The sequence below is a fragment of the Sphaerisporangium sp. NPDC004334 genome (assembly GCF_053602655.1).
Genome location: NZ_JBSGDZ010000007.1, coordinates 1 through 25,022 on the forward strand (window position 1 = coordinate 1; position 25,022 = coordinate 25,022).

Genomic DNA, 25,022 nt, shown 5'->3' on the forward strand with positions numbered 1-25,022 from the left:
CCGCGCCGTCCGCGCCGTCCGCGCCGTCCGCGCCGTCCGCGCCGTCCGCGCCGTCCGCGCCGGACCGCGTGACCGCGTCTACGAAGGTCGCCCGGCCACGAGGGCCGGGGCAGGTTGATCGTCACCGGTTCCAGGTAGAGGTGCAGCCCGTCCCTGGTCCGCCGATGACAGGCCTTCCCGGCCCGGTCGCCCCCAGGGCTCAAGAGTGAGCGGTCTGGGCAAGTACGGGGGCGATGACGTGGTCGGTGGCCCAGTGGGCGACGCCCTGGGGGTAGGGAGTGCGCAGGCCGAGGGCGATGTGGGTGACGCCGGCGTCGATGAGCTCCAGGGCCGTGCCCCGCGTGGCGGCCGGGTCGTCGTAGTCGGCCACCATCTGGGCCGACCGGATGATCTCTGCCGGGTCGCGCCCGATGGCGGCGCAGTGCTCGTCCAGGACGGCGCCGCGCTTCTTGACGTAGGCGACGGTGTTGTGCGGATGGGCGGGGATGTTCCAGATGTCGGCGTGCTCGGCCACGACGCGCAGCGTCCGGCTTCCCCAGCCGCCGATCATGATGGGCGGGCCGGGCCGCTGCACCGGCTTGGGCGCGCAGCGGGTGCCCTTGAGCCGGTAGTGGCGCCCCTCGAAGTCGAAGACGTCCTCGGTCCACATGCGCCGGATGATCGTGCAGGACTCCGCCAGCCGGGCGACGCCCTCCGCGGGGGAGACGGCGGTCAGGCCGTAGGCGTCGTACTCGCGGGGCACGGAGATGTCGCCGGGCTGGTGGGTGCCGCCGACGCCGATGCCGAGGACCAGGCGGCCGCCGGAGATCACGTCCACGGTCGCGGCGATCTTGGCGAGCACGGCCGGCGGGCGGGTGAGGTTGCTGGTGACCATCAGCCCGAGGCGCAGCCGCTCGGTGCGGGCGGCCAGGGCGGCGAGCAGCGTCCACCCCTCGTAGATCGGGCCGCCGGGGTCGCCGAACAGCGGCAGCATGTGGTCCCACAGCCAGGCGTGCTCGATGAGGGGGATGGCGTCGGCCTCCTGCCATACCCGCAGGATGTCGTCGTAGGTGGTATGCGCGGGGACGGTCTTGAGGCCGAAGCTCACCCGCGGATGGTCGGTCATAGGGTGCCTTTCGCACGTGGGCGGCGGACGCCCGCGGTGAACGTGAGCCGACTAACGTTAGCCGGGCAGCGGATTACGTTAGTCAGCTAACGAAAGACCGTCAAGCCTTCCTGGTACGTTGCGGGAGATCCCGGCACGATCGGCAGGAGGGGAGAGGTGGCCACCGACTTCCAGACCGCGTTCTGGACGGCCAAGCGGGCGATGGCGCTGGCGTCCGAGGCCGCCTACAACCGCCATGGCGTGCGCTCGGGCCAGCAGTTCATCCTGCGATGCCTGTGGGAGAACGACGGCATGGCCCCCGGCGAGATCGCCCGGCTGCTGGAGCTGTCCACGCCCACCGTCACCCGTGCGGCCACCCGCATGGAGGCCGCCGGCCTGCTGCGCCGCGAGCCGCATCCGACCGACGCGCGCCTCGTGCGGCTGCTGCTGACCGACCGCGGCCGCGAGCTCGAGGGCGTGATCGACGAGGAGATGACGCGGCTGAGCGAGCGCGCCCTGCGCACCCTCGACGCGGCGGAGCGCGAGCAGTTCCTGCGCTTCCTCGGAGAGATCCGGCAGAACCTCACCTGAAGCCCTTATGGCCCCCTACCAGGTCAAATCTTCCGCTTGCCTCTCGACGTACCGTGTAAACGTCATGTAAACCGGGGTATACGCGTCGGCATAGAACGGCGTTCGGATTGGTATCGCCCGGTGGAGGTTCGTGATGTCTCGGGAGATCGACGTAGACATCCAGCCCGCGTACCCCGTCAGCTGGCGGGCCGCACTGTTCAACACGCTGATGCGCGGGACCACCAAACCCCTGTCGGCGCTTCTGGTCAGGCACGGCCTGGGCATCAGCTGCGTCTCGCGGGTCGTCGAGCTGAGCCAGCGGCTGCCGCTCCCGGTGCCGGGCCATGTGACGATCGACAAGGTGGACGGGGAGCCCTGCGGCTCCGAGTGGGTGCGGGCCGGCGACGACCTGGACGAGAGCAAGGTGGTGCTCTACTTCCACGGCGGCGCCTATTTCTTCTGCTCCCCGGCGACGCACCGCCCGATCACCTGGCGCCTGTCGGCGGTCGCGCGCCGTCCGGTCTTCGCCCTCGACTACCGCCAGGGGCCGATCCACTCGCTGCCGGAGTCGCTGGCCGACGCCCTGGACGCCTACCAGGGCCTGCTCGACCGCGGCTTCGCCCCGCAGGACGTCATCGTCGCCGGCGACTCCGCCGGCGGGCACCTCACCCTGGCCACGCTGCTCGCGCTGCGCGACCGCGGCATGCCGCTGCCCGGCGCCGCGATCTGCCTGTCGCCGTGGGCCGACCTGTCGGACGTGCGGCGCAGGGCCAACCGCTGGGCCGACCCGATGCTGTCCGCCGGCCGGGTCGACTGGCTCGCGCGCCGCTGGACCGCGGGCCTGGACTGCCATGACCCGCTGGTCTCGCCCGTGTACGGGGACTACACCGGCCTGCCGCCCATGATGGTCGTGACCGGGTCCACCGAGGTGCTGCGCGACGAGGACCGCCGCGTCGCCCTCCAGGCGCGCCGGGACGGGGTGAAGGTGACCTACGAGGAGTGGCGCCGCATGCCGCACGTGTTCGCGATGCTGGCGGACGTCGTCCCGGAGGCGCAGATGGTCTTCCGCCACATCGGGCGGTTCCTGGACGCCGTCGCCGCCTCCGGCGCGAGCGAGCCGTCCGGCGCCACGGCCGTCGGCGCCACGGCCGTCGGGTCCACGGCCGTCGGGTCGGCGGCTGTCGGGTCGGCGGCTGTCGGGTCGGCGGCTGTCGGGTCGGCGGCTGTCGGGTCGGCGGCTGTCGGGTCCACGGCTGTCGGGTCCGCGGTGGCCGGGGCCGCGGTGGCCGGGGCCGGCGTGCCTGAGGGCCCCGGGTCCACCGCCGCCGCCTGAACGCGGGCGCCGGTTCCGGTGCCGCAGGGTCGCCGGTTCCCGCGCCGCAAGGTCGCCGGTTCCGCTTCCGTAGATGCACCGGGTTTCCGCGCTGCCGGAAACGGCGGCGCCGAGGTCTCGCACGGCCGAGAGGCCGGGTTTCCCGTGTCGTCGGCCGACCCGCACGACCGGGTCCGACCGGCCGTCAGGGAGCCCTGTGAGAGGGGGCGTCCCGGGAAGTCGGCAGCTCACAGCGGTCCCTGCCGTCACAGGCGGCACACCGCTTCCTTACCTGCAGGGATCAGTCACCTTACCTCTCATGCCGCTTTCAACTAGTTCACGCCAGATGTCCTCACGGGGAGACACAGTGGCCTGTGCCGTACCCCCGAAGGGAGGTCATCTCCGGATGGCACGTGGCGGAGCAGGCGTCCCGAGCGGGACGCCTCCAGGCGTTCGGCCGCTGACGGTGGGAGACCCGGTCATCATCGGGCGCTACCTCCTGCTCGGCAGGCTCGGCGCCGGTGGCATGGGCGTGGTCTACCTCGCCGAGCGGCCCGAGGGCGGCCTGGTGGCGCTCAAGACCCCGCATTCGGTCCATCTCGGCGACCCGACGCTGCGCGCGCGCTTCGCCGAGGAGGTCGAGTTCTCCCGCCGCGTGGTGCCGTTCTGCACCGCCGCCGTCGAGGAGGACGGCACCGACCGCGACCGGCCCTACCTGGTGACCGAGTACATCCCCGGCCCGTCCCTGTCCCAGGTGGTCGCCGTGCGGGGGCCGCTCACGCCCGACCTCGCCTACGGCGTCGCCCTCGGGGCCGCGGCCGCGCTGGTGGCCATCCACGAGGCCGGCTTCGTCCACCGCGACCTCAAGCCCGGCAACGTGCTGCTCTCTCCCAGGGGGCCGCGGATCATCGACTTCGGCATCGCCAGGGACCTCGACGCCGCCGTCGCGCACACGCAGGCCGGGCAGGTCATGGGCAGCCCCGGCTGGGTGGCGCCCGAGCGCCTCACCGGCGGCCCGGCGATCCCCGCCTCCGACGTGTTCGCCTGGGGCTGCCTGGTCGCCTACGCCGCGACCGGCCACCACCCGTTCGGGGGCGGCGAGGCCGACGTGCTCACGCGGCGCATCCTGGTCGAGCAGCCCCGGCTGTCCTCGGTGCCCAAGCTGCTGTGGGACCCGGTCTCAGCCGCGCTGGCCAAGGAGCCCGGCGACCGGCCCGAGGCCGCGGCGCTGCTCGGATGGCTGCTGGACGCCGGGGGAGTCGACCGTTCCTGGGACCGCCGTGAGGCCGTGACCGCCGTGCTGGAGGAAATCTGGGCGCCCGTCCCGTACCCGATGGGCGCGCGGCACCTCAAGCTCGCCGGCGCCGGTGAGGACGAGCGGCAGGACGGCGCGCCCACCACGGGCGCGCGGGCGGCGCGGCGGGCGGCGGCCCGGCGCGGGCACGCCTCCCACGCCGGCTTCGCCGCGCTCGCCACGGTGTCGATCGCCGCGGTGACCGTCGTGGCGGCGAGCACCGGCGCGACCCGCATCGACGAGAGCGCGAACCGCCCCGGCAGGGTGCCGGTCGCCGTGCCGATCCAGGGGTCGCGCGTTCCGGTCGAGGTGCTGGACACCTCGGGGCCCATCGTGCGCGGCACCGGCTACGGGTCCCCGTCCGGTGCCGCCACCGCCCCCGGGCGCCCGCCGGCGTTCACCACCACGCCGAACCCGCCGGGGTCGCCGTCGGCGCGCCGCACCGAGGGGCCGGAGGGGGCGCCGACGGCCACCTGGCAGACTCCCGTCCCTTCGCCGCCGCCGTCGCCGTCCCCCAAGCGCACGACGCCCCGGCCCCAGGTGCCCGACGAGCCTCAGCCGTGCCGGAACAAGCGCGGCAAGGAGAAGCCGTGCCCGCCCAGCCCGCGTCCACCCGGCGGCACCGGCGATCCGAAGCCCACCAAGAGCCCCAAGCCGACGATCAGCATCAGCCAGGTCCCGGAGTGGGGGGACGGCGAGTCGCCGGAGCCGACGCCGCCGCAGCCCACTCCCACCCTCAGCGACTCCTCCCCCTCGGCCTGACCGCCCCGTGCCGCCCTGCCGGCCTGACCGCCCCGTGCCGCCCGAACCTAGTGCGGGCGGGCGAACTGCTCGGCCTCGGTCGAGCCCTTGAGTGCCACCGTCGAGGAGTCCGGTGCGACGGCGGTGCTGACCAGGTCGAAGTAACCGGTGCCCACCTCGCGCTGGTGGCGCGTCGCGGTGTAGCCCTGGCGCTCGGCGGCGAACTCCGCCTCCTGCAGCTCGACGTAGGCGGGCATGCCCTCCTCGGCGTAGCCGCGCGCGAGGTGGTACATCGAGTAGTTCAGCGAGTGGAAGCCCGCCAGGGTGATGAACTGGAACCGGTAGCCCATGTGGCCGAGCTCGCGCTGGAACTTGGCGATGGTCGAGTCGTCCAGGTGCTGCTTCCAGTTGAACGACGGCGAGCAGTTGTAGGCGAGCATCTGGTCGGGGAAGCGGTCCTTGATCGCCTCCGCGAAGCGCCGCGCCACGTCCAGGTCGGGTGTGGAGGTCTCCATCCACAGCAGGTCGGAGTACGGGGCGTAGGCCAGGCCGCGGGCGATGCAGGCGTCCACGCCGTTGCGCACGCGGTAGAAGCCCTCGGGAGTGCGCTCGCCGGTGGTGAACGCCTGGTCCCGGGCGTCGACGTCGCTGGTCAGGAGCGTCGCGGCCTGGGCGTCGGTCCGCGCGATGATCAGGGTCGGCACGTCGCAGACGTCCGCCGCGAGGCGGGCCGCGTTGAGGGTCTTGATGTGCTGGCCGGTCGGGATCAGCACCTTGCCGCCGAGGTGGCCGCACTTCTTCTCCGAGGCGAGCTGGTCCTCCCAGTGCACGCCCGCCGCGCCCGCGGCGATCATGCCCTTCATCAACTCGAAGGCGTTGAGGACGCCGCCGAAGCCGGCCTCGGCGTCGGCGACGATGGGGGCCATCCAGTGCGGAGCACCGGTCTCGCCCTCCGACCAGGTGATCTGGTCGGCGCGCATCAGCGCGTTGTTGATCCGGCGCACCACGGCGGGCACCGAGTTGGCCGGGTACAGGCTCTGGTCGGGGTAGGTCTGGCCGCCGAGGTTGGCGTCCGCCGCGACCTGCCAGCCGGACAGGTAGATGGCCTTCAGGCCCGCCTTGACCTGCTGCACGGCCTGGTTGCCGGTCAGGGCTCCCAGAGCGTGCACGTACTCGTCGGTCCGCAGGAGTGACCACAGCCGCTCGGCGCCGAGACGGGCGAGAGTGTGCTCCTCCTGCACGGTGCCGCGCAGGCGGACGACGTCCTCGGCCGTGTAGGTCCGCTCGACGTCCTTCCAGCGCGGGTCGCTCTCCCAGTCGCGCCGCAGCTCATCTGCAGCTCCCTTGAGGCGATCTTCCATTTTGACTCCTTCGGCGTCCTCTGGGGGCTTGGTTCGAGTCTGCGATGGTTCGAACCTCCGGAACAAGAGTGATCGCGTGAAAGCTGTCAGAATTTTCGGGTCTGATGAATACTCGGCAGTATTCACGTGGCAAGAAACGCATAGTTTTCACTATGGACTAGACCAATCCATCCGGTTTGGATCACTGTCGCGGTCGCCGGGTCCGCCGCCGGCCCGCGCGGGAGCGGTCGGGTGGCGGCGCGGACGGGACAGGAGCGCACGGCCGCGGCGCGAGCGGCCCAGGTACCCGGGTAAGGCTGGAAGAACGGTGGAATTTGCGTTTAGGATCGTGCTATGGCGTCTTTGGTGGGAGAAGAACCGCTGTCTTTGACGCAGGAGCTCGACCTCCTCGCGTTCGGCCAGCGGCTGAAGCACCTGCGCAAGCAGCGCGGGCTCACCCTGTCGGAGCTCGGCGAACGCGTCGGCCGCGCCCCGAGCCAGCTCTCTTTGCTGGAGAACGGCAAGCGCGAGCCCAAGCTGTCGCTGCTGAAGTCGCTCGCCGTCGCGCTCGGCGTCCCGGTCGAGGAACTGCTGCGCCGCCAGGCCCCGAGTCGCCGCGCGCAGCTCGAGATCGCCCTGGAGGAGGCGCAGCGCGACCCCGTCTACGCCTCGATCGGCCTGCCCCGGCTGAAGGTCTCCGCCCGGGTGCCGAGCGACGTCCTCGAGCACATCGTCGGGCTGTACGAGGAGCTGCGCTCGCGCGAGGCCAAGGGCACCGCCACCCCCGAGGAGGCCAGGGCGGCCAACGCCGAGCTGCGACGCAAGCAGCGCGAGCAGGGCAACTACTTCGCCGAGATCGAGACCGCCGCGGCCGAGGCGCTGGCCGCCGTGGGCTACCGCACCGGCGCGCTGTCCCAGGGCACGGTACAGGCGCTGGTGACCCACTTCGGCTTCACCGTGCGGACCGCACAGGACCTTCCCCGCTCGGTGCGGTCGATCACCGACCTGCGCAACCGGCGCATCTACGTCCAGCACGAGCAGCTCGGCATGCACACTCCGCGCACGATCCTGCTGCAGACCCTCGGCCACCTCGCGCTCGGCCACCACAAGCCCCGCGACTTCGCCGACTTCCTGCGCCAGCGCACCGAGGCCAACTACTTCGCCGCCGCCGTCCTGGTGCCCGAGACGGCCGCCGTCCCCTACCTGCGGGAGGCCAAGCGCGACCGCGCGCTGTCGGTGGAGGACCTGCGGGACGTGTTCGCCGTCTCCTACGAGATGGCCGCGCACCGCTTCACCAACCTGGCGACCCACCACCTGGACCTGGCGTGCCACTTCGTCCGCAACGACGCGGGCGGCATCATCTACAAGGCCTACGAGAACGACGGCATCGTCTTCCCCGCCGACGAGCAGGGCGCCATAGAGGGGCAGCGGATGTGCCTGCGCTGGTCCGGGCGCCAGGTCTTCCTGTCACCCGATCGCTTCTCGGTGTACCACCAGTACTCCGACTCGCCCACCGGCACCTACTTCTGCATCGCCCACGTCGACCCCTCGCGCGAGCGCGACTTCGCCATCACGCTCGGCGTGCCCTACCGCGAGTCCCGCTGGTTCCGGGGGCGGGAGACCACCAACAGGACCAAGTCGAACTGCCCGTCCGGAGAATGCTGCCGCCGCCCGCCGGCCGAGCTGACCCAGCGCTGGGACGGCTACGCCTGGCCCTCGGCGCGGGCCAACTCCCACGTGCTGGCGGCCCTGCCCCCGGGCTCGTTCCCCGGCGTGGACGAGGCCGACGTCTACTCCTTCCTCGAGCGCCACGCCGGCCCCTGACCCGGCGGCGCCGGTACGGCCGCGCCGCCAAAGGAGGCGATCGCGCCGCTTAAAGTGATACGTCAGGTGATGGGAGGCGACGGGGGGATCGCGTGCTGCCTGAGGTGAAGACGTGGCTGCGCGACCGCACGACGGCATCGGCCGACTGGCCGGTCGGCGACCTGATCGCCGCGAAGGGCGACACCAGGATCAGCGTCGTCCTCCCGGCCAGGAACGAGGCCGCCACCGTCGGCGAGATCGTCTCGGCGATCCGCCGCGACCTGGTGGAGGACGTCCCGCTCGTCGACGAGCTCGTCGTCATCGACTCGCGCTCCACCGACGACACCGCCGCCCGCGCCGTGCAGGCGGGGGCCAAGGTCTTCGCCCAGGACGAGATCCTGCCCGCCGTGGCGCCGATGGACGGCAAGGGCGACGTGCTGTGGAAGTCATTGGCCGTCACCTCTGGTGACCTGCTGGTGTTCATCGACGCCGACCTGCGCGAGTTCGGCACCGGCTTCGTCACCGGCCTGCTCGGTCCCCTGCTCGCCGACCCGTCCGTGGTGTACGTCAAGGGGTGCTACGACCGGCCGCTGCGCGAGGCGCAGAGCGGCGGCGGGCGCGTCACCGAGCTGGTCGCCCGCCCTATGCTGAACCTGCACTGGCCGCTGCTCGCCGGCTTCGTCCAGCCGCTCGCCGGGGAGTACGCAGGTCGCCGCGAGGTGCTGGAACGCGTGCCGTTCGCGACCGGGTACGGCGTGGAACTCGGCCTGCTCGTCGACCTGCTGGAGTACGCCGGCCTGGACGCGCTCGCCCAGGTGGACCTCGGACGGCGGGTGCACTCCCACCAGTCCACCGAGGCCCTGGGCGTCATGGCCGGGCAGATCATGCACACGGCGTGGGCGCGCCTGGAACGCCAGCGCAAGATCGTGCCCATGCACGTCCCCGCCTCCGGGCTGACCCAGTTCCGCCGCGGCGAGGCCGGCCACCTGCCGATCGACCGCGACGTCGCCGCCCCCGAACGCCCCCCGATGGCCGAGATCCCCGAATACGCCGCCTCCCACCTCCCCAACCTCCTCACCTGCCGCCCAACACCCCCATGAACCGCGGCCCCGACCATGCGTAATGGGGCGCGTGCCAGGACAAAAGGTGCCTTCGGCGCAGTTTTTCTTAAGGCGACCCTCGCCGCCTCCCTCGGCGGCCCTCGCGCGGACAGTCCCTGGTGCGCAGTCCCTTCGATCGCTCACCGCATCGATCGCCGGCTTCGCCCATTACTACTCGCGATCTGCAAGAGCCCGTGGCGAGTGAAGTCGCGGACCACGATTTCTGAAGTCAGCCGTATTCGCGGCCTGACCCACCACCCTCTACGCGCGGAGCCCAGGAGTCACGTCGCTTCGTTGTCGCGCTCGCCGTCCTTGGTCGTGGCGTCGGGTGGTGAGGGGCGGCCGGGGGTGGGGATGATGCCGTGCATGATGGTCGTGACGAGGGCGTCGATGAGATCGTCGGGGACAGGCGTCGCCGGCGCGCCGGTGAACAGGCGCGGGAGGACCAGGTCATGGCACGCGCCGATGATCATCGTGGCGGCGGCGTCCACGTCGGCGCCGGGGGACAGGCGGCCGAGGCGCTGTTCGGCGCGCAGATAGCCGGCCAGGTCGGAGCGCAGGCCGCGCCCGCCGGCCATCGGGTTGGACAGCCGCTCGAAATTCGCCAGCACCTGAGGCCGGCCCAGCAGCCCGGCGAAGGCGGGCATGATCGCGATGTGCAGCGCCAGGCTGTAGGCGATGTAGGCGCGCAGGTTCGCGGCCACCGTGCCCTCACCGGCCGTGCGCGGCGGTTCGCCCAGCGCCTTCTCGACGCTGCGGACGTGCGCGTGCAGGCCGAGCGCGAGCAGCTCTTCCTTGTCGGCGAAGTGGTTGTACAGCACGCCGTCGGCGACCCGCGCCTCCCGGGCGATGGCGCGCACGGTGAGGCCTGCGGTGCCGCCCTCGGCGATCAGGCGTTCGGCGGTGGCGATCAGGTGGTCGCGCAGGCTCTGCCCGCCGCGGTCACGCAGCACGGCCGCTTTTCTCGGAGACATCACGCCACATCGTATTGACCGCCGCCCCCGCCGGTGATCGGGGGCGGCGCGGGGTGTCGGATCCGGGCCGGGTCAGGGGCGGAGGGCGGTGATGAGCAGGGCGGCGCCGTTGAGGCGGACGGCTCCGTCCTGCTCGAAGGGGGCCAGCGCCTCGGTGAGCGCCCGGCGTACCTTGGCCGCCGCCGCGGCGTCCACCTGGCCGAGCCAATGGTGCACAGGGCCCCAGCCGCCGAGGAACGCGGCCGCGTCCTCGGTGTCGCGTCCCCAGACCTGGGGAGCCTCGACGGGCGTGCAGGCGACGTCGGAGAAGCCTGCGGCGGTGAAGATCTGCCGCACCCGCGCCGGGTCGGCGAGCGAGTAGGGCCCCGGGCCGTGGGCCTCCTCGACGGCGGCGGTCGGGGGGAGCAGAGCCCGCAGCCCGGCGAAGACCCGGCCGAGGTCGTTCCGGTCCATCGTCTGCAGGGCGAGGAAGGCGACGCGCCCGCCCGGGCGCAGTGCGCGGCCGATGTTGGTGAAGGCCGCCACCGGGTCGGCGAAGAACATGACGCCGAACCGGCTGATGGCCACGTCGTAGGCGCCTTCGGGGAAGGGGTGCACCTGGGCGTCCCCCTGCTCGAAGGTGAGGTTCCGCACGCCTTCGGCGTCGGCGAGCGCTCGTGCCCGCCTGAGCATCGGCGCCGACAGGTCAAGCCCCGTGGCCGCGCCCAGCGGGGCGTGCCGCGCGGCCAGCCGGGTCAGCCGGCCGTTGCCGCAGCCGACGTCCAGCACCTGGTCGTGCTCACCGATGGCGGCCGCACGGAGCAGATGGTCGTTGAAGCCGTTGTTGACGGCGTCGTAGCGGTCGTGGTTGTCGGCCCAGTGTGAGCCCTCGTACCCGTTCCACGCCTCGGCCTGCGCGGTGTTGACGATCGAGGTCATCGGCGTACGTTCCTTCCCTCGGCGCGGAAGCTCCTGCGCTCCCGGCGCTCCGTCATGAACGAGCGTTCATGAACGCATGTTCATGACTGTAGCACCCAGAAACGGCGCGAGCCGCCGCCGGCGGGGCCTCATGGGCTCCCGCCGGCGGCGGCTCGACGAATCGGGGTTCTGGCGGCGCGGCCGGGTCAGGGATGGGCGAACTGGGCCATGGCGGCGGTCGGCCGGTTGTTGAAGTCGAACAGGGCCTGGTTGTCCCAGCCGTTGCCCGAGCCGGGGTTCTCGGGGTCCCAGCCGTTGCCCGTGACGGCCGTCCAGGTCGGCTCCCAGTAGAAGGCGCCGAGCGCGCCCGCCGCCTGCGCCGTGCTCAGCACGTCGCGGAACATGGCCGCCTGGCCCGCCTGCGTCGCCGGGTAGCCGGTGTAGGGGGTGGCGGTCGTGATGATGTTGGGCTCGCCGTCGTCGTTGCCCGTCGTGAAGGGGTAGGCCGTCTCGGCGAGGAACACCGGCTTGCCGTACCTGGACCTGATGTCGAGGAGGTTGGCCTGCATGGAGGCGAGCGTGCCGTGCCAGTACGAATAGTAGGAGGCGCCGATGACGTCGTAGCGCACGCCGTTGTTCCTGGCGTTGTCGAAGAACCAGCGGAAGAGCGAGTTGTTGCCGCCCTCGGCCAGGTGGACGACCACCTTCGTCGACGACGACACGGCCTTGACCGCGTCCGACCCGGCGTTGAGCAGCTGGGCGAGCCTGCCGAAGTTCGCCGAGGCCCGGCCGTCCTCCCACAGCATGCCGTCGTTGATCTCGTTGCCGATCTGCGCCATGTCGGCCGTCGTGCCCTGTGCCTTCAACGCGTTCAGCACGTCGTAGGTGTGGTCGTACACGGCCTGCCTGAGCTGGTCGAACGGCAGTGAGGCCCACGACGCGGGCTTGGTCTGCGTGCCGGGGTCGGCCCAGCGGTCGGAGTAGTGGAAGTCCACGAGCAGGCCCATGCCCAGGGCCTTCACCCGCCGCGCCATGGCCAGCACGTGCGCCTTGTCGTTGTAGCCGTCCGCCGGGCGCACCCAGACCTTCAGCCGCGCGTAGTTCGCGCCAGAGGACCTCAGCACCGACAGTGCGTCCCGCCTGGCGCCGTCGGACCCGTAGTAGACGCCGCCGTACGCCTCGGACTTGGCCAGCGTCGAGACGTCCGCCCCCTTGATGGACAGGTTGCTCGCGCCCGCCGCGAACGAGACGTCGTCGAAACTGGCCCAGTTCCCGGCCGAGGCGCTGGAGTACAGGCTGATCGTGCAGGAACCGCCGGAGACGTTCGCCGACACGACGACCTTCAGCCAGTCGGCGGTCACCGGCAGCGCCGTCTGCGCGGCCGGACCGCCGCAGTTCTCCAGGCCCGCGTACACCGACCCCTGCCCGCCGCCGTTCTTGACGTACAGACTGAGCGTGTAGGGGCCGGCGGCCAGGCCGGTGAGCGTCTGCGACGTCTTCACCGTGTACGCCGACGACGACCAGTGGGTGAGCCGGTAGGAGCCGGAACGCCCGCCGGTCTCGGTGTAGTCGGCGGACGCCGTGCCGGACGTCGTCCATCCCGGGGGGCTCGCCACCCCGGTGCCGGAGGACTCGAACCCCCCGTTCGTCACCGTCGTCGCGGCCCGCGCCGGCGTCACCGCCACCATCGGGAACAGCAGCGCGCCGCCGCACGACACCGCCGCCAACGTCCTTCTCATAGGTCCTCCGTCAGGGAAAGGACGATTCTGTGAACGTGCACGGTAATGTGCCCCGACGGGCTTGGGAAGACGTCCGGAAACGGTCAGGTCAGCGCCCTCGCTAACCACGACGTCAGCGGCCTGACGGGCTTCTGGCGGGCAGCTCCCTCTGTGTACGTTCACAGAAGACCTCGCTCACTCCGCTCCTCTTGCTCGCTCGGCTCACCCGGCTTCACCGGGCATGCCGGCTTGCCATCCCCGTCGTGCTCGCGCCGCCCGCGGCGGCCGTCCGGGCCCTCCCCGTGGTCGTGAGCGCCGGCCGCGCGGTCGCGGGATACGAACTCTCGTGCGCCGCCCCAGCAGTCGCAGGACGCGGCCGCGGACGCGCCCGGGGCGGGCGAAGAGCCGTCCACTGTGGCCGCGGCCTCGCGCGTGGCCCGTCCAGAGGCGGGGACGCCTCCCGCACAGCCGAGGATGCCGGCCGTGACGTCGCCGCGCGTCATGCGGCGCCCACGGACGAGCGCTCCACGCCCGTCCGGCGCGCCGGTCGCGAGAAGCGAGGAGGTTCCCCGCTCGACGGTGGTTCTCATCGATAACCGCGAAGATCATTGTCATCCATCACATTCGTCGTAAGGGGGAAGCGCTTCTGGTCCGAGCGCGCGGGTCGGTCTGCCCGGGCCCCGGCGATCGCCGCTGGACCTGCCAGGGCGGCGCCGGGGCCCACCTCGCGAATGCTCCTTTCGCCGTCACTCCTGCTCGCAATCCGACCTCATGCCGGCCAACCGCCGGGGTGATCGAAACCTGACCTCGTACCTCTCAGGGTGATCTCACGTGTGCGTTCCTGATCTCATGTCGGCGACCTGCTCAGATGATCGAATCCTGACGTTCCATCTCCCTGTCCGATTCCGCGTGCGCGATCCGTTCTCATGTCGGCGACCTGCTCGGATGAAGAAAGTCCGGCGTTGTGTCTCCCGTTCTGATCTCGTGTGCCGATGCATTTCATGCCGGGGACCTGCTCGGGGGAAGGTTTGACGTTGTGGCTCCCAGGTTCACCTCGCATATGTGATGACCTCGCGCTTGTTCCCGCCTCCTGTCGTTCGTGATCCGCCGGACCTTCTCGTGTGTTCGCGACTCGGCTTCCGCTCGCGACGTTCTCGTGCCGACCATGTGAGTTCATGCGCCCGGGCAATCCGATCTTGCGCCTGTGACGCCGCCTGTGGTCGCGACCTGACGTTCGCTGTGCGGGGTGAACCTCGTGCGCGCGATGTGATCTCCTCCCGGCGGACCGGCCTTGGGCTTCCGGCCTTCATCTCATGGCCGTGTCGCCGGCTCTGCGAACCACCTCCAATGCTCTGGTCGTATGTGCGGGGATCGGTCGATGCCCGCGGATGATCTGTCTCGTCCTTCGTCGTCCGGTCGTGCCTCCGTTCCTGGTCGTGCGCCGCCCGTCCGGTTCGTCCCTCACTTTCCGTCGGATCCGTCAGTCGCCGGTGCTTCTCCTGTTCCTGATCGTGGGCTTCAACGGAGCTTTTCGCCGCGTGGCCGCCTCCTTTCGGCCGGGTCGCCGCGCACCGTCTCCGGTGGCCGGTGAGGTCGTGGGGCCCCGCGGGCCGCGGTCAGTTCCACTGGGAACGCTGGTCCGCCCTTCGGGCCGGCGCCACCGGTACGGTCGCCCGGGGCGGGCGGTGGTCGCGGAGCAGCGTCTCGTAGGAGACCAGCCGCCAGGGGCCGAGTTCGGGATTGGTGAGCACCGACACCACCTGCGCGTGGATCTGCGCGGACCTGATGTTCTCATCGGTCTCGATGCGAATGGCGACGAAACCGGCGGCCTGTTTGAACTCCTTTTCCCATTGTTTCGGCAGCAGCGCCAGCAGTCGTTTCCCGTCGACGTTCGCGTCCATCTTGCGCCCTCGGGCCGGGCGCATCGTCAGCACGACGAGCATGGCCGTTCCTCCCTTCAGTCCCAGGTGGTTCCCGCCGCGGCGAGCGTTCGGACGGGTGCGGCGAGGCGACGGACGCGCCCGTGCGGGGCGGCCGCAGCGGGTGCGCCGCTCGCGGGGAAGGGAGTCTGGCTCTGCATTTCCGGTTCCTTTTCCGTGGTCTGGGGATTTGTTCTCGCACCACCAACTCTGCGCTTTCTCCGGGCCGCGGAACAGAGAAATGAAAGGCAGTAAGCTGCCGTCGGCTGACCGTTTCCTGCCACAATCTGCACTGGACACCGCGCCCGGCGCCGCGCCGGACCTCACGCCGGCGCACCTGGCCCGCGCCGTCCGGTCTCGCCGGTCACCGGCCCGGGCCATCGAGGAGCCGAGGAGCCGAGGACCCGGCGAAGCGGAGGCCGAGGAGGTGGGGGTGGCGGTCGAGGGTCACGCCGGCCGTGGTTGGGTGGTGGCCGTGACGATCACGGACGCGCTGGGGCTGGTGACGGTCGGAGTGGCGGCCGGTCTGGTGAGCACGGTGGTGAGCCTGGCGTCGATCGTCTCCTACCCGGCCCTGCTGGCGTTCGGGCTGTCGCCGCTGAGCGCCAACGTCACCAACACCGTCTCGCTGGTGTTCACCGCTCTCGGCGCGGCGGCCGGGTCGCGGCCCGAACTCGCCGGTCAGAGCGGGCGGCTGCTCCCGCTCGGGACCATGTCGATGGCAGGCGGGGTCGTTGGCGCGGCGCTGCTGCTGGTGACGCCGTCCCGGATGTTCGAGATGATCGCCCCCTGCCTGATCGCCGCCGCGTCACTGCTGCTGTTCCGTCCGCCGAGGCCGGACGGGTCAGCGGACGCGCCGGGCGGAGGAGGGAACCGGCTGCTGCGCGCGGGGGTGTTCGCCGTCGCCATGTACGTCGGATATTTCGGGGCGGCCGGCGGAATCCTGATGTTCGCCGTGCTCGCGTCGATGGTGCGCGAGGCGCCGGTCCGGCTCAACGCCTTCAAAAACGTGCTGTCCGGGCTGGCGAACGCCGTGGCCGCCATCGGGTTCGCCGTGTTCGGACCGGTTCAGTGGGCCGCCGTGCTGCCGCTCGCGGCGGGATTCCTGGTCGGAGGGCGGCTCGGCCCCGTGCTGGCCCGCCGGCTGCCCGGGACGAGCCTGCGCTACGCCGCCGCCGTCTGCGGCCTGCTCGTCGCCGCCAAACTCGGCCTGGACGCCTACCGCTGACCGAGGCCTCCGAGCCGGCCTGGACGCTTCCGGCGGACCGCGACCGGCGAGCCGTCAGCCGAAGGAGCGGCGGGCGGCGCGCTTGAGGGCCTCCTCGGCCTCCGAGGCGAGCCGGCGCACGAGCTCCGCGGCGGGGATCTCCTCGGCGAACGGGAAGCCCTGCCCCGCCCACAGGTTGATGGCGTCGGCGTCGCCGGCCTTGCGCGCCGCCGCCCGCAGCGGCGCGGTCAGATGATGGACCTGCGGATACGCCGAGGGCGCCTCGCCCGAGTGCTCCTGGAGGAAGCGGTTGACCAGCCCCCGGGCCCGCCTGCCGGTGAACGCCCGGGTGACGGCCGTGCGGTCGTAGGAGCTCAGCGCCTGGCGGTGCGCGGGGCTGGTGCCGGCCTCCGGGGTGCGCAGGAAGGCGGTGCCGAGCTGGGCGGCGACGGCGCCCGCCGTCAGGACGGCCGCGATGCCGGCGCCGTCGGCGATGCCCCCGGCGGCGATCACGGGCAGCGGCGTGGCGCGCAGGGTCAGCCTCAGGAGCACGAGCAAGCCGTAGTCCCCGCCGTCGTCGGTGAAGCCGCCGCGGTGGCCGCCGGCCTCGATGCCCTGGGCCGCCAGCGCGTCCGCTCCGGCGTCGTGCGCGGCCGACGCCTCCTCGGGAGTGGTGATCGTCACGATGACCCGCGCGCCGGCGGCGCGCACCTCGTCGATCACCTCGCGCGCGGGCAGCCCGAAGGTGAACGACACCACCGGCACCCGCTCGGCGGTGACGACCGCGAGCTTGGCCTGCCAGCCGTCGTCGTCGTCCACCGGCACGCCGAGGGCCACGCCGTACCGCTCGGACTCGCCGCGCAGGCGCCCGGCGTAGGCGTCGACGGCCGCCCGGTCGACCTCGCCCTTGGAGGGGACGAACAGGTTGACGCCGAACGGCGCGTCCGTGCGGGCGCGCACGGAGGCGATGTCGGAACGCAGATCGTCCGAGGAGCGGTAACCGGCGGCCAGGAACCCGAGGCCGCCGGCCGACGAGACCGCCGCGGCCAGCTCCGGAGTCGAGGGGCCGCCGGCGAGAGGAGCCTGCACGATGGGCAGGGCGAGAGCCGCGAGGTCCACCTGATCACTCTAACCGCGGGCCGTCCGGGCCCCCTCGGCCGCCCCGGAGAGATGGGTCACATCCGGCGGATACGCCGGGGCTCACCCGACGGCACGGATACGCCGGGGCTCACCCGCCGGGGCGAATGCGGCGCATGCGCTGGATCTCGGCCGTCTGGGTGACCGAGATGTCCTCGGCCAGCTCCTGCACGGTGATGTGCGAGCCTTTCTCCATCTCGCCGGCGGCCATGGTGACGGCGCCCATGTGGTGGGCGATCATCAGCTGCAGGTAGAGGCGGTCGAAGCCGGCGCCGGAGGCGGCCCGCAGGTCGGAGAGCTGCCGTTCGGTGGCCATGCCGGGCATGGCGTCATGGTGGGTCGTGTGGTGGTCGGGGACGCGCTGGCCCTGCTGCTGGAGCCATCGGATCATCGCATTGATCTCCGGTCCCTGCGTGTCCGATATCCGGGCCGCGATGCGCTTCACGTCCCCGGACGCCGCGCGGGTGGCGGCCAGGGCGCTCATGTCGAGCGCCTGGCGGTGGTGGACGACCATGTCCTGCATGAAGACCACGTCCGCCGCGTTGGCCGTGGGGGAGGGGACGGCGGTGACGGTCGCTCCCGGGGGAAGAGTCTTGGCCGCCTCGCCGGGCTTGCCGGGGACGATGACGGGGACGGTGGAGGTCGCGACCGGCGTCGCGGAGCCTCCCGAGCAGCCGGTCACGGTGAGCGCGACCACACCGGCGGCGATGAGGAGCGCGAAGCGCACCCGGCCTCCTTGAAGATCTCTGCTGTGCGGCTGCACCCTAACCCAGCGCGGAGTTTGGGGTAAAGACGGAATGTTGGCACATTTTGCTGACAAAGTGGACTATGGCAACACCGCGGAGTTTGGGACATGATCTCCTCAACTGTGTTCACCTCTGGCAAAAAGCACCAAGGAGGGTCCTGAGGTGTTGTCCACCCCCCGCAGAGGCGGCCTGACCGGCCGGTTCCTCGTCCTGGCGGGCTCGGTCGCGGCGATGCTGCTGGCGACGGTCCCGGCCCAGGCAGCGGACATCCCGGGCACCGACCAGATCGTCATGAGCCCGAACGTCCAGCATGTGGCGAACGTCCCGAAACCCGCGGCCATCGCCGCCACCATCAACACCGACATCGCCTTCCAGGGCGACTACGCCTTCGTCGGCAACTACGGTGGCTTCTCCATCTACGACATCAAGAACCCCAAGAAGGCCTCCGTGGTCAGCTCGGTGGTGTGCCCGGGATCCCAGATGGACCTGTCGGTCTACGGGAACCTGCTGTTCGCCTCGGTCGACTCCTCCCGCTCGGACGACTCCTGCAACAGCGCGGCGCAGCCGGCGTCGGTGAAGGAGTCCTGGGAGGGCATCCGCATCTTCGACGTGAGCGACAAGGCCAACCCCAGGTACATCAAGTCGGTCGAGACCAACTGCGGGTCGCACACCCACACGCTGGTGCCCGACAAGCGGCGCGGCAACGTCTACCTGTACATCTCCTCCTACAGCCCGTCGGCGACCTACCCCGACTGCCAGCCGCCGCACGACAAGATCTCGATCGTCAAGGTCCCGCTGCGTGACCCGGTGTCCGCCTCGGTGGTGGCCACGCCCGTCGTGTTCCCCGACGGCGGCAACGAGACCCAGCCGGGCCTGCTGGTCCCCACCAGCGGCTGCCACGACATCACCGTCTACGCCGAGAAGGGCATCGCGGCCGGCGCGTGCATGGGCGACGGCGTGCTGTTCGACATCAGGGACCCGGAGAACCCCAAGGTGACCGCGCGGGTGACCGACCCGAACTTCGCCTTCTGGCACTCGGCCACCTTCAACAACGCCGGCACGAAGGTCGTGTTCACCGACGAGCTCGGCGGCGGCGGGGCGGCCACCTGCAACGCGGTCGTCGGCCCTAACCGCGGCGCGGACGCGATCTACGACATCGTCGGGGGCCGGCTGGTCTTCAAGAACTACTACAAGATCCCGCGCTACCAGGCCGACACCGAGAACTGCGTCGCGCACAACGGCTCGCTGATCCCGGTCAAGGGCCGTGACATCATGGTGCAGGCGTGGTACCAGGGCGGCGCCTCGATCTGGGACTTCACCGACTCGGCCCACCCCGCTGAGATCGGCTACTTCGAGCGCGGGCCCGCCGCCGAGGGCTCGGGCGGCTTCTGGTCGGCCTACTACTACAACGGCTACATCTACGCCAGCGACTTCAACAGGGGCTTCGACGTCATCAAGATCGACGACCCGCGGACCAACCCCGCCAAGGGCGTCCACGTCGACCGCCTCAACGTGCAGACCCAGGGTTCGTACCGCGACCGCGGCCACGGCAACTGGATCTGGAGCGCCGACGAGGACTGACCGGCCGGCATGACGCGCGGGACGGCCTTCGGGCGTCCCGCGCCCTGCGCGGGCGTCGCGCCGTGCGCGCGGGCCCGCCGCCCGCCGGCGTCCCGGCGCACGGGGATCGCCCCGGGCGCCGCGGCGCGAAGACGCATCCACCGAAGGACGGCCGGGGCGGACCAGCCCTGGCCGTCCTTCGGCATGCCCGCCCTGGCCGCCGTTCGCACCGGCAGGGCGGCGGGATGCGGGTAGGGTGACAGCGCTCGGATGTTACCGTTGGTAACGCCCGCTGTCGTGGGAATATACGTCCGCGACACCGATCGCCTGTCCGTTGCCCTGAGGAGTTGTCACGATGGCTGAGAGCGCGAGCGATTTCTGCCCGGAACCGAGCGCGGACCTCCGCGAGGTACGCGACTGGGTCCACGACTTCGCCGCCACCGTGATCCGTCCCGCCGGCGCCGAATGGGACGAGCGCGAGGAGACCCCCTGGCCGGTCATCCAGGAGGCCGCGAAGATCGGGCTGTACTCGCTCGACTTCTTCGCCCAGCAGTGGTTCGAGCCGAGCGGCCTCGGCATCCCGGTCGCCTTCGAGGAGATCTTCTGGGGTGACGCCGGCATCGGGCTGTCCATCGTCGGCACCGGACTGGCCGCCGCGGCGCTCGCCTCCAACGGCACCTCCGAGCAGATGGGGGAGTGGCTGCCCCAGATGTTCGGCACCGCCGACGAGGTCAAGCTCGGCGCCTTCTGCGCCTCCGAACCCGACGCCGGCTCCGACATCGGCGCCATCCGCACCCGCGCCGTGTACGACCAGGCCAAGGATGAGTGGGTGCTCAACGGCGTCAAGACCTGGGCCACCAACGGCGGCATCGCCGATGTCCACGTCATCGTGGCCTCCGTCGACCCTGACCTGCGCACCCGCGGCCAGGCGTCCTTCGTCGTCCCGCCCGGCACCCCGGGGTTGTCGCAGGGGCAGAAGTTCAGGAAGCACGGCATCCGCGCCTCCCACACCGCCGAGGTCGTCCTTTCCGACGTGCGCGTGCCGGGCCGCTGCCTGCTGGGCGGCAAGGAGAAGCTCGACGCCCGCCTGGCCCGCGTCCGCGAGGGCGGCCGCAGCGGCGAGCAGGCCGCCATGCGCACCTTCGAGACCACCAGGCCCACCGTCGCCGCCATGGCCGTCGGCATCGCGCGCGCCGCCTACGAATACGCCCGCGACTACGCCCGCGAGCGCGAGCAGTTCGGCCGCAAGATCGGCCAGAACCAGGCCGTCGCCTTCCTGCTCGCCGAGATGGCGACGCGCGTGGACATCGCCCGCCTGATGACCTGGCGCGCCGCCTGGATGGCCCGCAACGGCCGCCCCTTCGACCACGCGGAGGGCTCGATGTCCAAACTCGTCGCCGGCGAGAGCGCGGTGTGGGTCACCGAACAGGCCATCCAGATTCTCGGCGGCGCCGGCTACACCCGCGACCACCCCGTCGAACGCTTCCACCGCGACGCCAAGATCTACACCATCTTCGAGGGCACGTCCGAAATCCAGCGCCTCCTTATCGGCCGCGCCGTCACCGGCCTGCAGGTTCAGTGATTCCGCCCCGCCGGCGAGCGCCGCGCACCGACCCCCTGTTCCGTCGCTGTTCCGTCAGACACGGCGCGGGGGCGGAACAGCCGGTGGTCGACGGCCCGCCGGGCGCGGTCGTGCGAGCCGGGCATCAGGTGCGCGTAGGTCCGCAGAGTGAAGCCCGGATCGGCATGCCCGAGGTACTCGGCGAGTTCCTTGATGGAGACACCGCCGACGAGGGCGATGCTGGCGTAGTAGTGCCGAAGCTGATGCAGCCCTTCCTTCCGCGTGGTCTCGAACCGCCGACGTGACCTGGGGTCCTTGTCGGGGACAGGAATGACGCCGGCGGCGACCAGGGCAGGCTTCCAGACGGTTTCGCTGTAGCTCCGCGCTTTGATGAACTGGTCATCCGTCCACCGGAACAGCAGGTTATGTGTGCGCAGCCTGCCATTCTGCTGCTCCCACGGCAGGGAGCACACCAACGCCTTGTACTTCTGGGTGTGCACGCGAAGCGCCTCAGCCACCCAATCGGGCAGTGGCACCACTCGCTCGCGATCGTTCTTCGGCAGCGCGTAGACGTACTGCGTACCGAGCTTCTTGATCTGCCGCCGCACCCGGACGAGTTCCTCCCCGAAATCCAGATCTTCCAGCGCCAGGCCGAACAACTCGCCCTGCCGTAGGCCGCAGCCGGCCGCGACGATCGGCAGGGCGCGCAGCAGATCAGGATGGGCGTCGATGATCGCGCGCACCCGCTGATCACCGTCGGACACATCGGTTGCACCCGGGACCGGTTCGGACATGTCCAAGAGCGGGTCATTGTGCTCGTCATGTGATTCCGGTGCGGCGGGTACCGCCTCGGACCCGATCTCCTCGGTGGCGGTCTCGCCGGAGAGATCATCGGTGGGGCCCGCTGCTGTGGCCGGAATATCCCTACGGGTCGGAAGGACGCGCATGGCGCGAGCAGTTGACGGAGGGTGAACCACTCGCCCACCGCCTGTGGACGGCCAAGCCCTCTCGTGTGGCATGACCGTACTGAGGATTCAGGGTGTCTATCCGGGTGTGGGACAGGCGTGAGACAATCACCAGGCCATGCCAGCCATGATCCCTTTCCGTGTCCCCAGGGCAGCGGTCTTCGCGACGGTCTCGGTCATGCTCGGTATCGGCGCGCACAGGTTCGCGGGAGGGTCCGTCTCGGGGCTCGCGATGCTCGCCGCCTGGGGGACGTGCTTCCTGCCCGCGTGGTTCCTCGCCGGGCGTGAACGGACCCAAGCCGTGATCATGCCGGCGCTGGCCGTGACGCAAGCGGCGCTGCACCTGTTGTTCTCCTTCGCGCACACTGTCGAGCCCATCGTCTTCCACGACCACGGTCATGCCCACATGGGGCTGATGCCCGGCTTGGGCATGCTCCTCATGCACGGATGGGCCGTCGCGCTGACGAGCCTGTGGCTGGCCCGCGGCGAGGCCGCCCTGTGGGGGCTACTGCGGAGGCTCGCCGTCCGGATGCTCGCCATGGTCGCGGCTCCGGCGATCGCCGTGCACGGACCGGACGCCGTTCCTCCGGTCGAGCGGCACATCGTCGTGCGCTCGATTCTGCTCGGTCACGAGATAAGCCGGCGCGGCCCGCCCGGTGCTGTCCGTACCGCTTCCGCCTGATCGTTGCTGTTTCGCGCGAGATCCCTCGGTCTCGCCTGTCGCGGTGTGGTCCGGCGCGGTACTCACGATTCCCCTCACCCCGCCACCTGTGGGGTGCCGTCGGCGTGCGCGCCGACGCGACATCGTGTCACAGCATCGAAAGGCCTTTCTGTATGTTCTCCCGTGCCATCATCGCCGTCGTCGTCCTGGCGGGCCTCACCGCCTGTGGAACCGGCGAGGCCGCCTCTCCGCCGCCGGCACCGCCAAGCGCCGCCGTCTCATCGGCGCCGTCCGTCTCGCCTTCGGCCACTTCCGCGCTTGCCATCACCGATCCCTGGGTGAAGACCGCGAAGAAGGGGATGAGTGCCGCCTTCGGCACCATCGTCAACAACACCGGCGCGGACATCACCGTCGTCTCCGGGGCGACGCCGCTCTCACCCGAGGTCGAGTTGCACGAGGTCGTCAACTCCAAGGGCAAGATGGTCATGCGGCCCAAGAAGGGTGGGTTCGTCATACCCGCGCACGGCACCCACGTCCTGGAGCCCGGCGGCGACCACATCATGCTCATGAACGTCGCCGAAGAGGTGAAGCCCGGTGCCGAGATCCCCTTCACCCTCACGCTCGGCGACGGAGGCACCTTCGCCTTCACCGCTCTGGGCAAGGACTTCGTCGGCGGGAACGAGGACTACAAGGGCGGCATGGACATGGGCGGCGGCAATGGCTGATGAGCCGGTCCCGGCCGCCCGGCGGCCGCAGCCCGCGGTCTCGCTGACACGGCGGCGCCTTTTCGCCGGGGGTGCCGCGATGGCGGCGGGCGCGGTGGCCGCGGGCACCGCGTCCGGAGCGCACGCCGCCGAGGACGTCCCCGTCGCGGACGGCACCGCGACCGAACCTTTCCACGGCCCCCGGCAGGCCGGGATCGCCACCCTGCCACAGGCACACGCCGTCTTCGCCGGCTTCACCTTGCGCGGCGGGGTGGACCGGGACGGGGTGTCGCGGCTGATGCGGGTGCTCACCGACGACGCCCGGCGACTCACCCAGGGACGGCCCGCGCTCGCCGACACCGAACCCCACCTGGCGCTGCTGCCCGCGCGGCTGACCGTCACCTTCGGCTTCGGCGCGGGCCTGTACGCCGTCGCCAAGGTCGGCGGCCGGCCGGCCGAGCTACCGGCGTTCACCACCGACCGGCTCAAGTCCCGTTGGAGCGGCGGTGACCTGCTCGTCCAGATCTGCGCGGACGATGCGCTGACCGTCGCTCACACGCTGCGCATGATCGTCAAAGACACCCGGTCGTTCGCGACGGTCAGCTGGACCCAGCGGGGGTTCCGCCAGGCGGCGCACTCCCAGAAACCGGGTATGACCCAGCGCAACGTGATGGGGCAACTCGACGGGACGAGCAACCCGGTGCCCGGGACGCCGGAGTTCGAACGGGTCGTCTGGGCGCCGGACGGCGGCACCACGCTCGTCCTGCGGCGCATCCGCACGGATCTGGAGAAGTGGGACGCGGCTGACAGCGTCGCCAAGGAATTCGCCATCGGCAGGAAGCTGGCCGACGGCGCTCCGCTGACCGGACGGCTCGAACACGAGGAACCGGACTTCACGCGGCTGACCTCCGCGGGCTTCCCGGTCATCTCCGAATACGCCCACATCCGCCGCGCCCGCCCCGAAGATCCCGCTGTGCGTATCCTTCGACGCGCCTACAACTACGACGAGGGCATAACGCGGGACGGCGTGTCCGACACCGGCCTGCTGTTCGCCTCCTACCAGGCCGACGTCGCCCGCCAGTTCGTCCCCATCCAGCGCCGCCTAGCTGAGGTGGACCTGCTCAACACATGGACGACGACGATCGGCTCGGCGGTATTCGCCATCCCGCCGGGATGCGGCCCCGGCGGCTGGATCGGTGAGACCGTCCTGGACTGACCAGTGGACCTGAAGTGAACCAAGAAGGAGGTGCGCTGAGGCGCGGGGGGGCGAAAGCCCCCCCGCGGTGACGGCCAAGGCGGTCGTCAGGGCGTCTCCTCACCGCGCCGCAGGCGTGCGCCCAGACGATTCACGCGGTCAGGGCATCGGCGTCGGCAGCAGAGATTCGATCGAGGAACGCATTGGAAGCGAGGGGACGGCGTGTACCGGCGGACCGAGGGCCTCATCACGGTGGCGGGGCGCGAGGCCAGGAGCGCCGCGGCGTGGGCGAGGCGGCGTGCGAATTCTCGTGGGTGCCGCAGCGGCAGGCGGCTGGACGGTTTCCGCTCCTGGTCAGCGAGCTTCTGGCGAGCGGACGTGATTCCGCGCGGGCGCACGCGGCCGCGTCGGACCCCGGGATCGGCGGGTTGCTGGACCGGCCGCTGGCGACATTGTCGGGCGGTCAACTGCAGAAACAGGATCACGCGGAGATCAACTCATACACCACTCCGCTGGACGTGATCGCTCACTGAG

At 71.1% G+C, this 25,022-nt stretch carries 22 protein-coding genes; 12 read left to right on the forward strand and 10 right to left on the reverse strand.

All coding sequences use genetic code 11. The annotated features are described in order from the left end of the window. Positions 1 to 199: 199 nt before the first annotated feature. On the reverse strand, positions 200 to 1,105 hold the full coding sequence (locus ACWEN6_RS10195; protein ID WP_452569896.1) for an LLM class flavin-dependent oxidoreductase: 906 nt from the start codon (positions 1,103 to 1,105) through the stop codon (positions 200 to 202). 156 nt (positions 1,106 to 1,261) lie between these two features. On the opposite strand from ACWEN6_RS10195, the gene ACWEN6_RS10200 reads away from it, so the two are divergent. The 3 genes from ACWEN6_RS10200 (at position 1,262) to ACWEN6_RS10210 (ending at position 5,022) form a co-directional block, all read left to right on the forward strand. Further along, a complete protein-coding gene (locus ACWEN6_RS10200; RefSeq protein ID WP_452569897.1) occupies positions 1,262 to 1,675 on the forward strand; it encodes a MarR family winged helix-turn-helix transcriptional regulator in 414 nt (137 codons plus the stop codon). Between the two features lie 133 nt (positions 1,676 to 1,808). Further along, positions 1,809 to 2,987 carry an alpha/beta hydrolase gene (locus ACWEN6_RS10205; RefSeq protein WP_452569898.1) on the forward strand — a complete coding sequence of 393 codons (1,179 nt, stop codon included), beginning with the start codon at positions 1,809 to 1,811 and terminating at the stop codon, positions 2,985 to 2,987. Between the two features lie 385 nt (positions 2,988 to 3,372). Continuing rightward, a complete protein-coding gene (locus ACWEN6_RS10210) occupies positions 3,373 to 5,022 on the forward strand; it encodes a serine/threonine protein kinase (RefSeq protein WP_452569899.1) in 1,650 nt (549 codons plus the stop codon). Positions 5,023 to 5,069: 47 nt separating this feature from the next. Here ACWEN6_RS10210 and aceA read toward each other — a convergent pair whose 3' ends face one another. Then, entirely contained in the window at positions 5,070 to 6,362 is a 1,293-nt protein-coding gene (gene aceA / locus ACWEN6_RS10215; protein WP_452569900.1) for an isocitrate lyase, read from the reverse strand. 333 nt (positions 6,363 to 6,695) lie between these two features. On the opposite strand from aceA, the gene ACWEN6_RS10220 reads away from it, so the two are divergent. Both ACWEN6_RS10220 and ACWEN6_RS10225 read left to right on the forward strand, forming a co-directional pair. Then, positions 6,696 to 8,165 (forward strand): helix-turn-helix domain-containing protein, encoded by a 1,470-nt coding sequence (locus tag ACWEN6_RS10220; protein WP_452569901.1) that lies wholly within the window; start codon positions 6,696 to 6,698, stop codon positions 8,163 to 8,165. A 92-nt stretch (positions 8,166 to 8,257) separates the two neighbouring features. Continuing rightward, a complete protein-coding gene (locus ACWEN6_RS10225) occupies positions 8,258 to 9,244 on the forward strand; it encodes a glucosyl-3-phosphoglycerate synthase (RefSeq protein WP_354924319.1) in 987 nt (328 codons plus the stop codon). A gap of 281 nt (positions 9,245 to 9,525) precedes the next feature. Here ACWEN6_RS10225 and ACWEN6_RS10230 read toward each other — a convergent pair whose 3' ends face one another. The 4 genes from ACWEN6_RS10230 to ACWEN6_RS10245 all read right to left on the reverse strand — a co-directional run bounded on the left by ACWEN6_RS10230 (position 9,526) and on the right by ACWEN6_RS10245 (position 14,776). Beyond that, positions 9,526 to 10,218, reverse strand: coding sequence for a TetR/AcrR family transcriptional regulator (locus ACWEN6_RS10230; protein WP_452569902.1), 693 nt, complete (start codon positions 10,216 to 10,218; stop codon positions 9,526 to 9,528). Positions 10,219 to 10,290: 72 nt separating this feature from the next. Continuing rightward, a complete protein-coding gene (locus ACWEN6_RS10235) occupies positions 10,291 to 11,136 on the reverse strand; it encodes a class I SAM-dependent methyltransferase (protein ID WP_452569903.1) in 846 nt (281 codons plus the stop codon). Between the two features lie 185 nt (positions 11,137 to 11,321). Then, complete coding sequence (locus tag ACWEN6_RS10240; RefSeq protein ID WP_452569904.1) at positions 11,322 to 12,854, reverse strand: glycosyl hydrolase 53 family protein; 1,533 nt, start codon at positions 12,852 to 12,854, stop codon at positions 11,322 to 11,324. Between the two features lie 1,595 nt (positions 12,855 to 14,449). Further along, positions 14,450 to 14,776: a hypothetical protein gene (locus ACWEN6_RS10245; protein WP_452569905.1), complete on the reverse strand. Its 327-nt coding sequence runs from the start codon at positions 14,774 to 14,776 to the stop codon at positions 14,450 to 14,452. A 409-nt stretch (positions 14,777 to 15,185) separates the two neighbouring features. On the opposite strand from ACWEN6_RS10245, the gene ACWEN6_RS10250 reads away from it, so the two are divergent. Further along, entirely contained in the window at positions 15,186 to 15,980 is a 795-nt protein-coding gene (locus tag ACWEN6_RS10250) for a sulfite exporter TauE/SafE family protein (protein ID WP_452569906.1), read from the forward strand. A gap of 54 nt (positions 15,981 to 16,034) precedes the next feature. On the opposite strand, the gene ACWEN6_RS10255 is transcribed toward ACWEN6_RS10250, so the two are convergent. Next, the gene (locus tag ACWEN6_RS10255; protein WP_452569907.1) at positions 16,035 to 17,078 is read right to left on the reverse strand and encodes a nitronate monooxygenase; all 1,044 of its coding nucleotides are present in this window, start codon (positions 17,076 to 17,078) and stop codon (positions 16,035 to 16,037) included. Between the two features lie 109 nt (positions 17,079 to 17,187). After that, the gene (locus tag ACWEN6_RS10260) at positions 17,188 to 17,823 is read right to left on the reverse strand and encodes a DUF305 domain-containing protein (RefSeq protein WP_452569908.1); all 636 of its coding nucleotides are present in this window, start codon (positions 17,821 to 17,823) and stop codon (positions 17,188 to 17,190) included. 184 nt (positions 17,824 to 18,007) lie between these two features. Between ACWEN6_RS10260 and ACWEN6_RS10265 the strand changes: the two genes are divergently transcribed. Together ACWEN6_RS10265 and ACWEN6_RS10270 are read left to right on the forward strand one after the other, a co-directional pair. Next, the gene (locus ACWEN6_RS10265) at positions 18,008 to 19,423 is read left to right on the forward strand and encodes an LVIVD repeat-containing protein (RefSeq protein WP_354836564.1); all 1,416 of its coding nucleotides are present in this window, start codon (positions 18,008 to 18,010) and stop codon (positions 19,421 to 19,423) included. Positions 19,424 to 19,757: 334 nt separating this feature from the next. Further along, on the forward strand, positions 19,758 to 20,984 hold the full coding sequence (locus ACWEN6_RS10270; RefSeq protein ID WP_452569909.1) for an acyl-CoA dehydrogenase family protein: 1,227 nt from the start codon (positions 19,758 to 19,760) through the stop codon (positions 20,982 to 20,984). On the opposite strand, the gene ACWEN6_RS10275 is transcribed toward ACWEN6_RS10270, so the two are convergent. Further along, positions 20,978 to 21,910, reverse strand: coding sequence for a site-specific integrase (locus tag ACWEN6_RS10275; protein WP_452569910.1), 933 nt, complete (start codon positions 21,908 to 21,910; stop codon positions 20,978 to 20,980). The genes ACWEN6_RS10270 and ACWEN6_RS10275 overlap by 7 nt on opposite strands. Before the next feature lie 196 nt (positions 21,911 to 22,106). Here ACWEN6_RS10275 and ACWEN6_RS10280 point away from each other — a divergent pair, with 196 nt between their 5' ends. Next, entirely contained in the window at positions 22,107 to 22,610 is a 504-nt protein-coding gene (locus ACWEN6_RS10280) for an MFS transporter (protein WP_452569911.1), read from the forward strand. Between the two features lie 127 nt (positions 22,611 to 22,737). Here ACWEN6_RS10280 and ACWEN6_RS10285 read toward each other — a convergent pair whose 3' ends face one another. Beyond that, positions 22,738 to 22,971: a hypothetical protein gene (locus tag ACWEN6_RS10285; RefSeq protein WP_452569912.1), complete on the reverse strand. Its 234-nt coding sequence runs from the start codon at positions 22,969 to 22,971 to the stop codon at positions 22,738 to 22,740. On the opposite strand from ACWEN6_RS10285, the gene ACWEN6_RS10290 reads away from it, so the two are divergent. From ACWEN6_RS10290 to ACWEN6_RS10300, 3 genes are all read left to right on the forward strand, one after another. Then, positions 22,949 to 23,314, forward strand: a complete 366-nt coding sequence (locus ACWEN6_RS10290) for a copper chaperone PCu(A)C (protein WP_452569913.1) — start codon at positions 22,949 to 22,951, stop codon at positions 23,312 to 23,314. The two genes, ACWEN6_RS10285 and ACWEN6_RS10290, sit on opposite strands and share 23 nt — an antisense overlap. Further along, positions 23,307 to 24,509 carry a Dyp-type peroxidase gene (locus tag ACWEN6_RS10295; RefSeq protein WP_452569914.1) on the forward strand — a complete coding sequence of 401 codons (1,203 nt, stop codon included), beginning with the start codon at positions 23,307 to 23,309 and terminating at the stop codon, positions 24,507 to 24,509. The genes ACWEN6_RS10290 and ACWEN6_RS10295 overlap by 8 nt, the downstream gene beginning before the upstream one ends. A gap of 263 nt (positions 24,510 to 24,772) precedes the next feature. Further along, the gene (locus tag ACWEN6_RS10300) at positions 24,773 to 25,021 is read left to right on the forward strand and encodes a hypothetical protein (RefSeq protein WP_452569915.1); all 249 of its coding nucleotides are present in this window, start codon (positions 24,773 to 24,775) and stop codon (positions 25,019 to 25,021) included. Position 25,022: the final 1 nt, after the last annotated feature.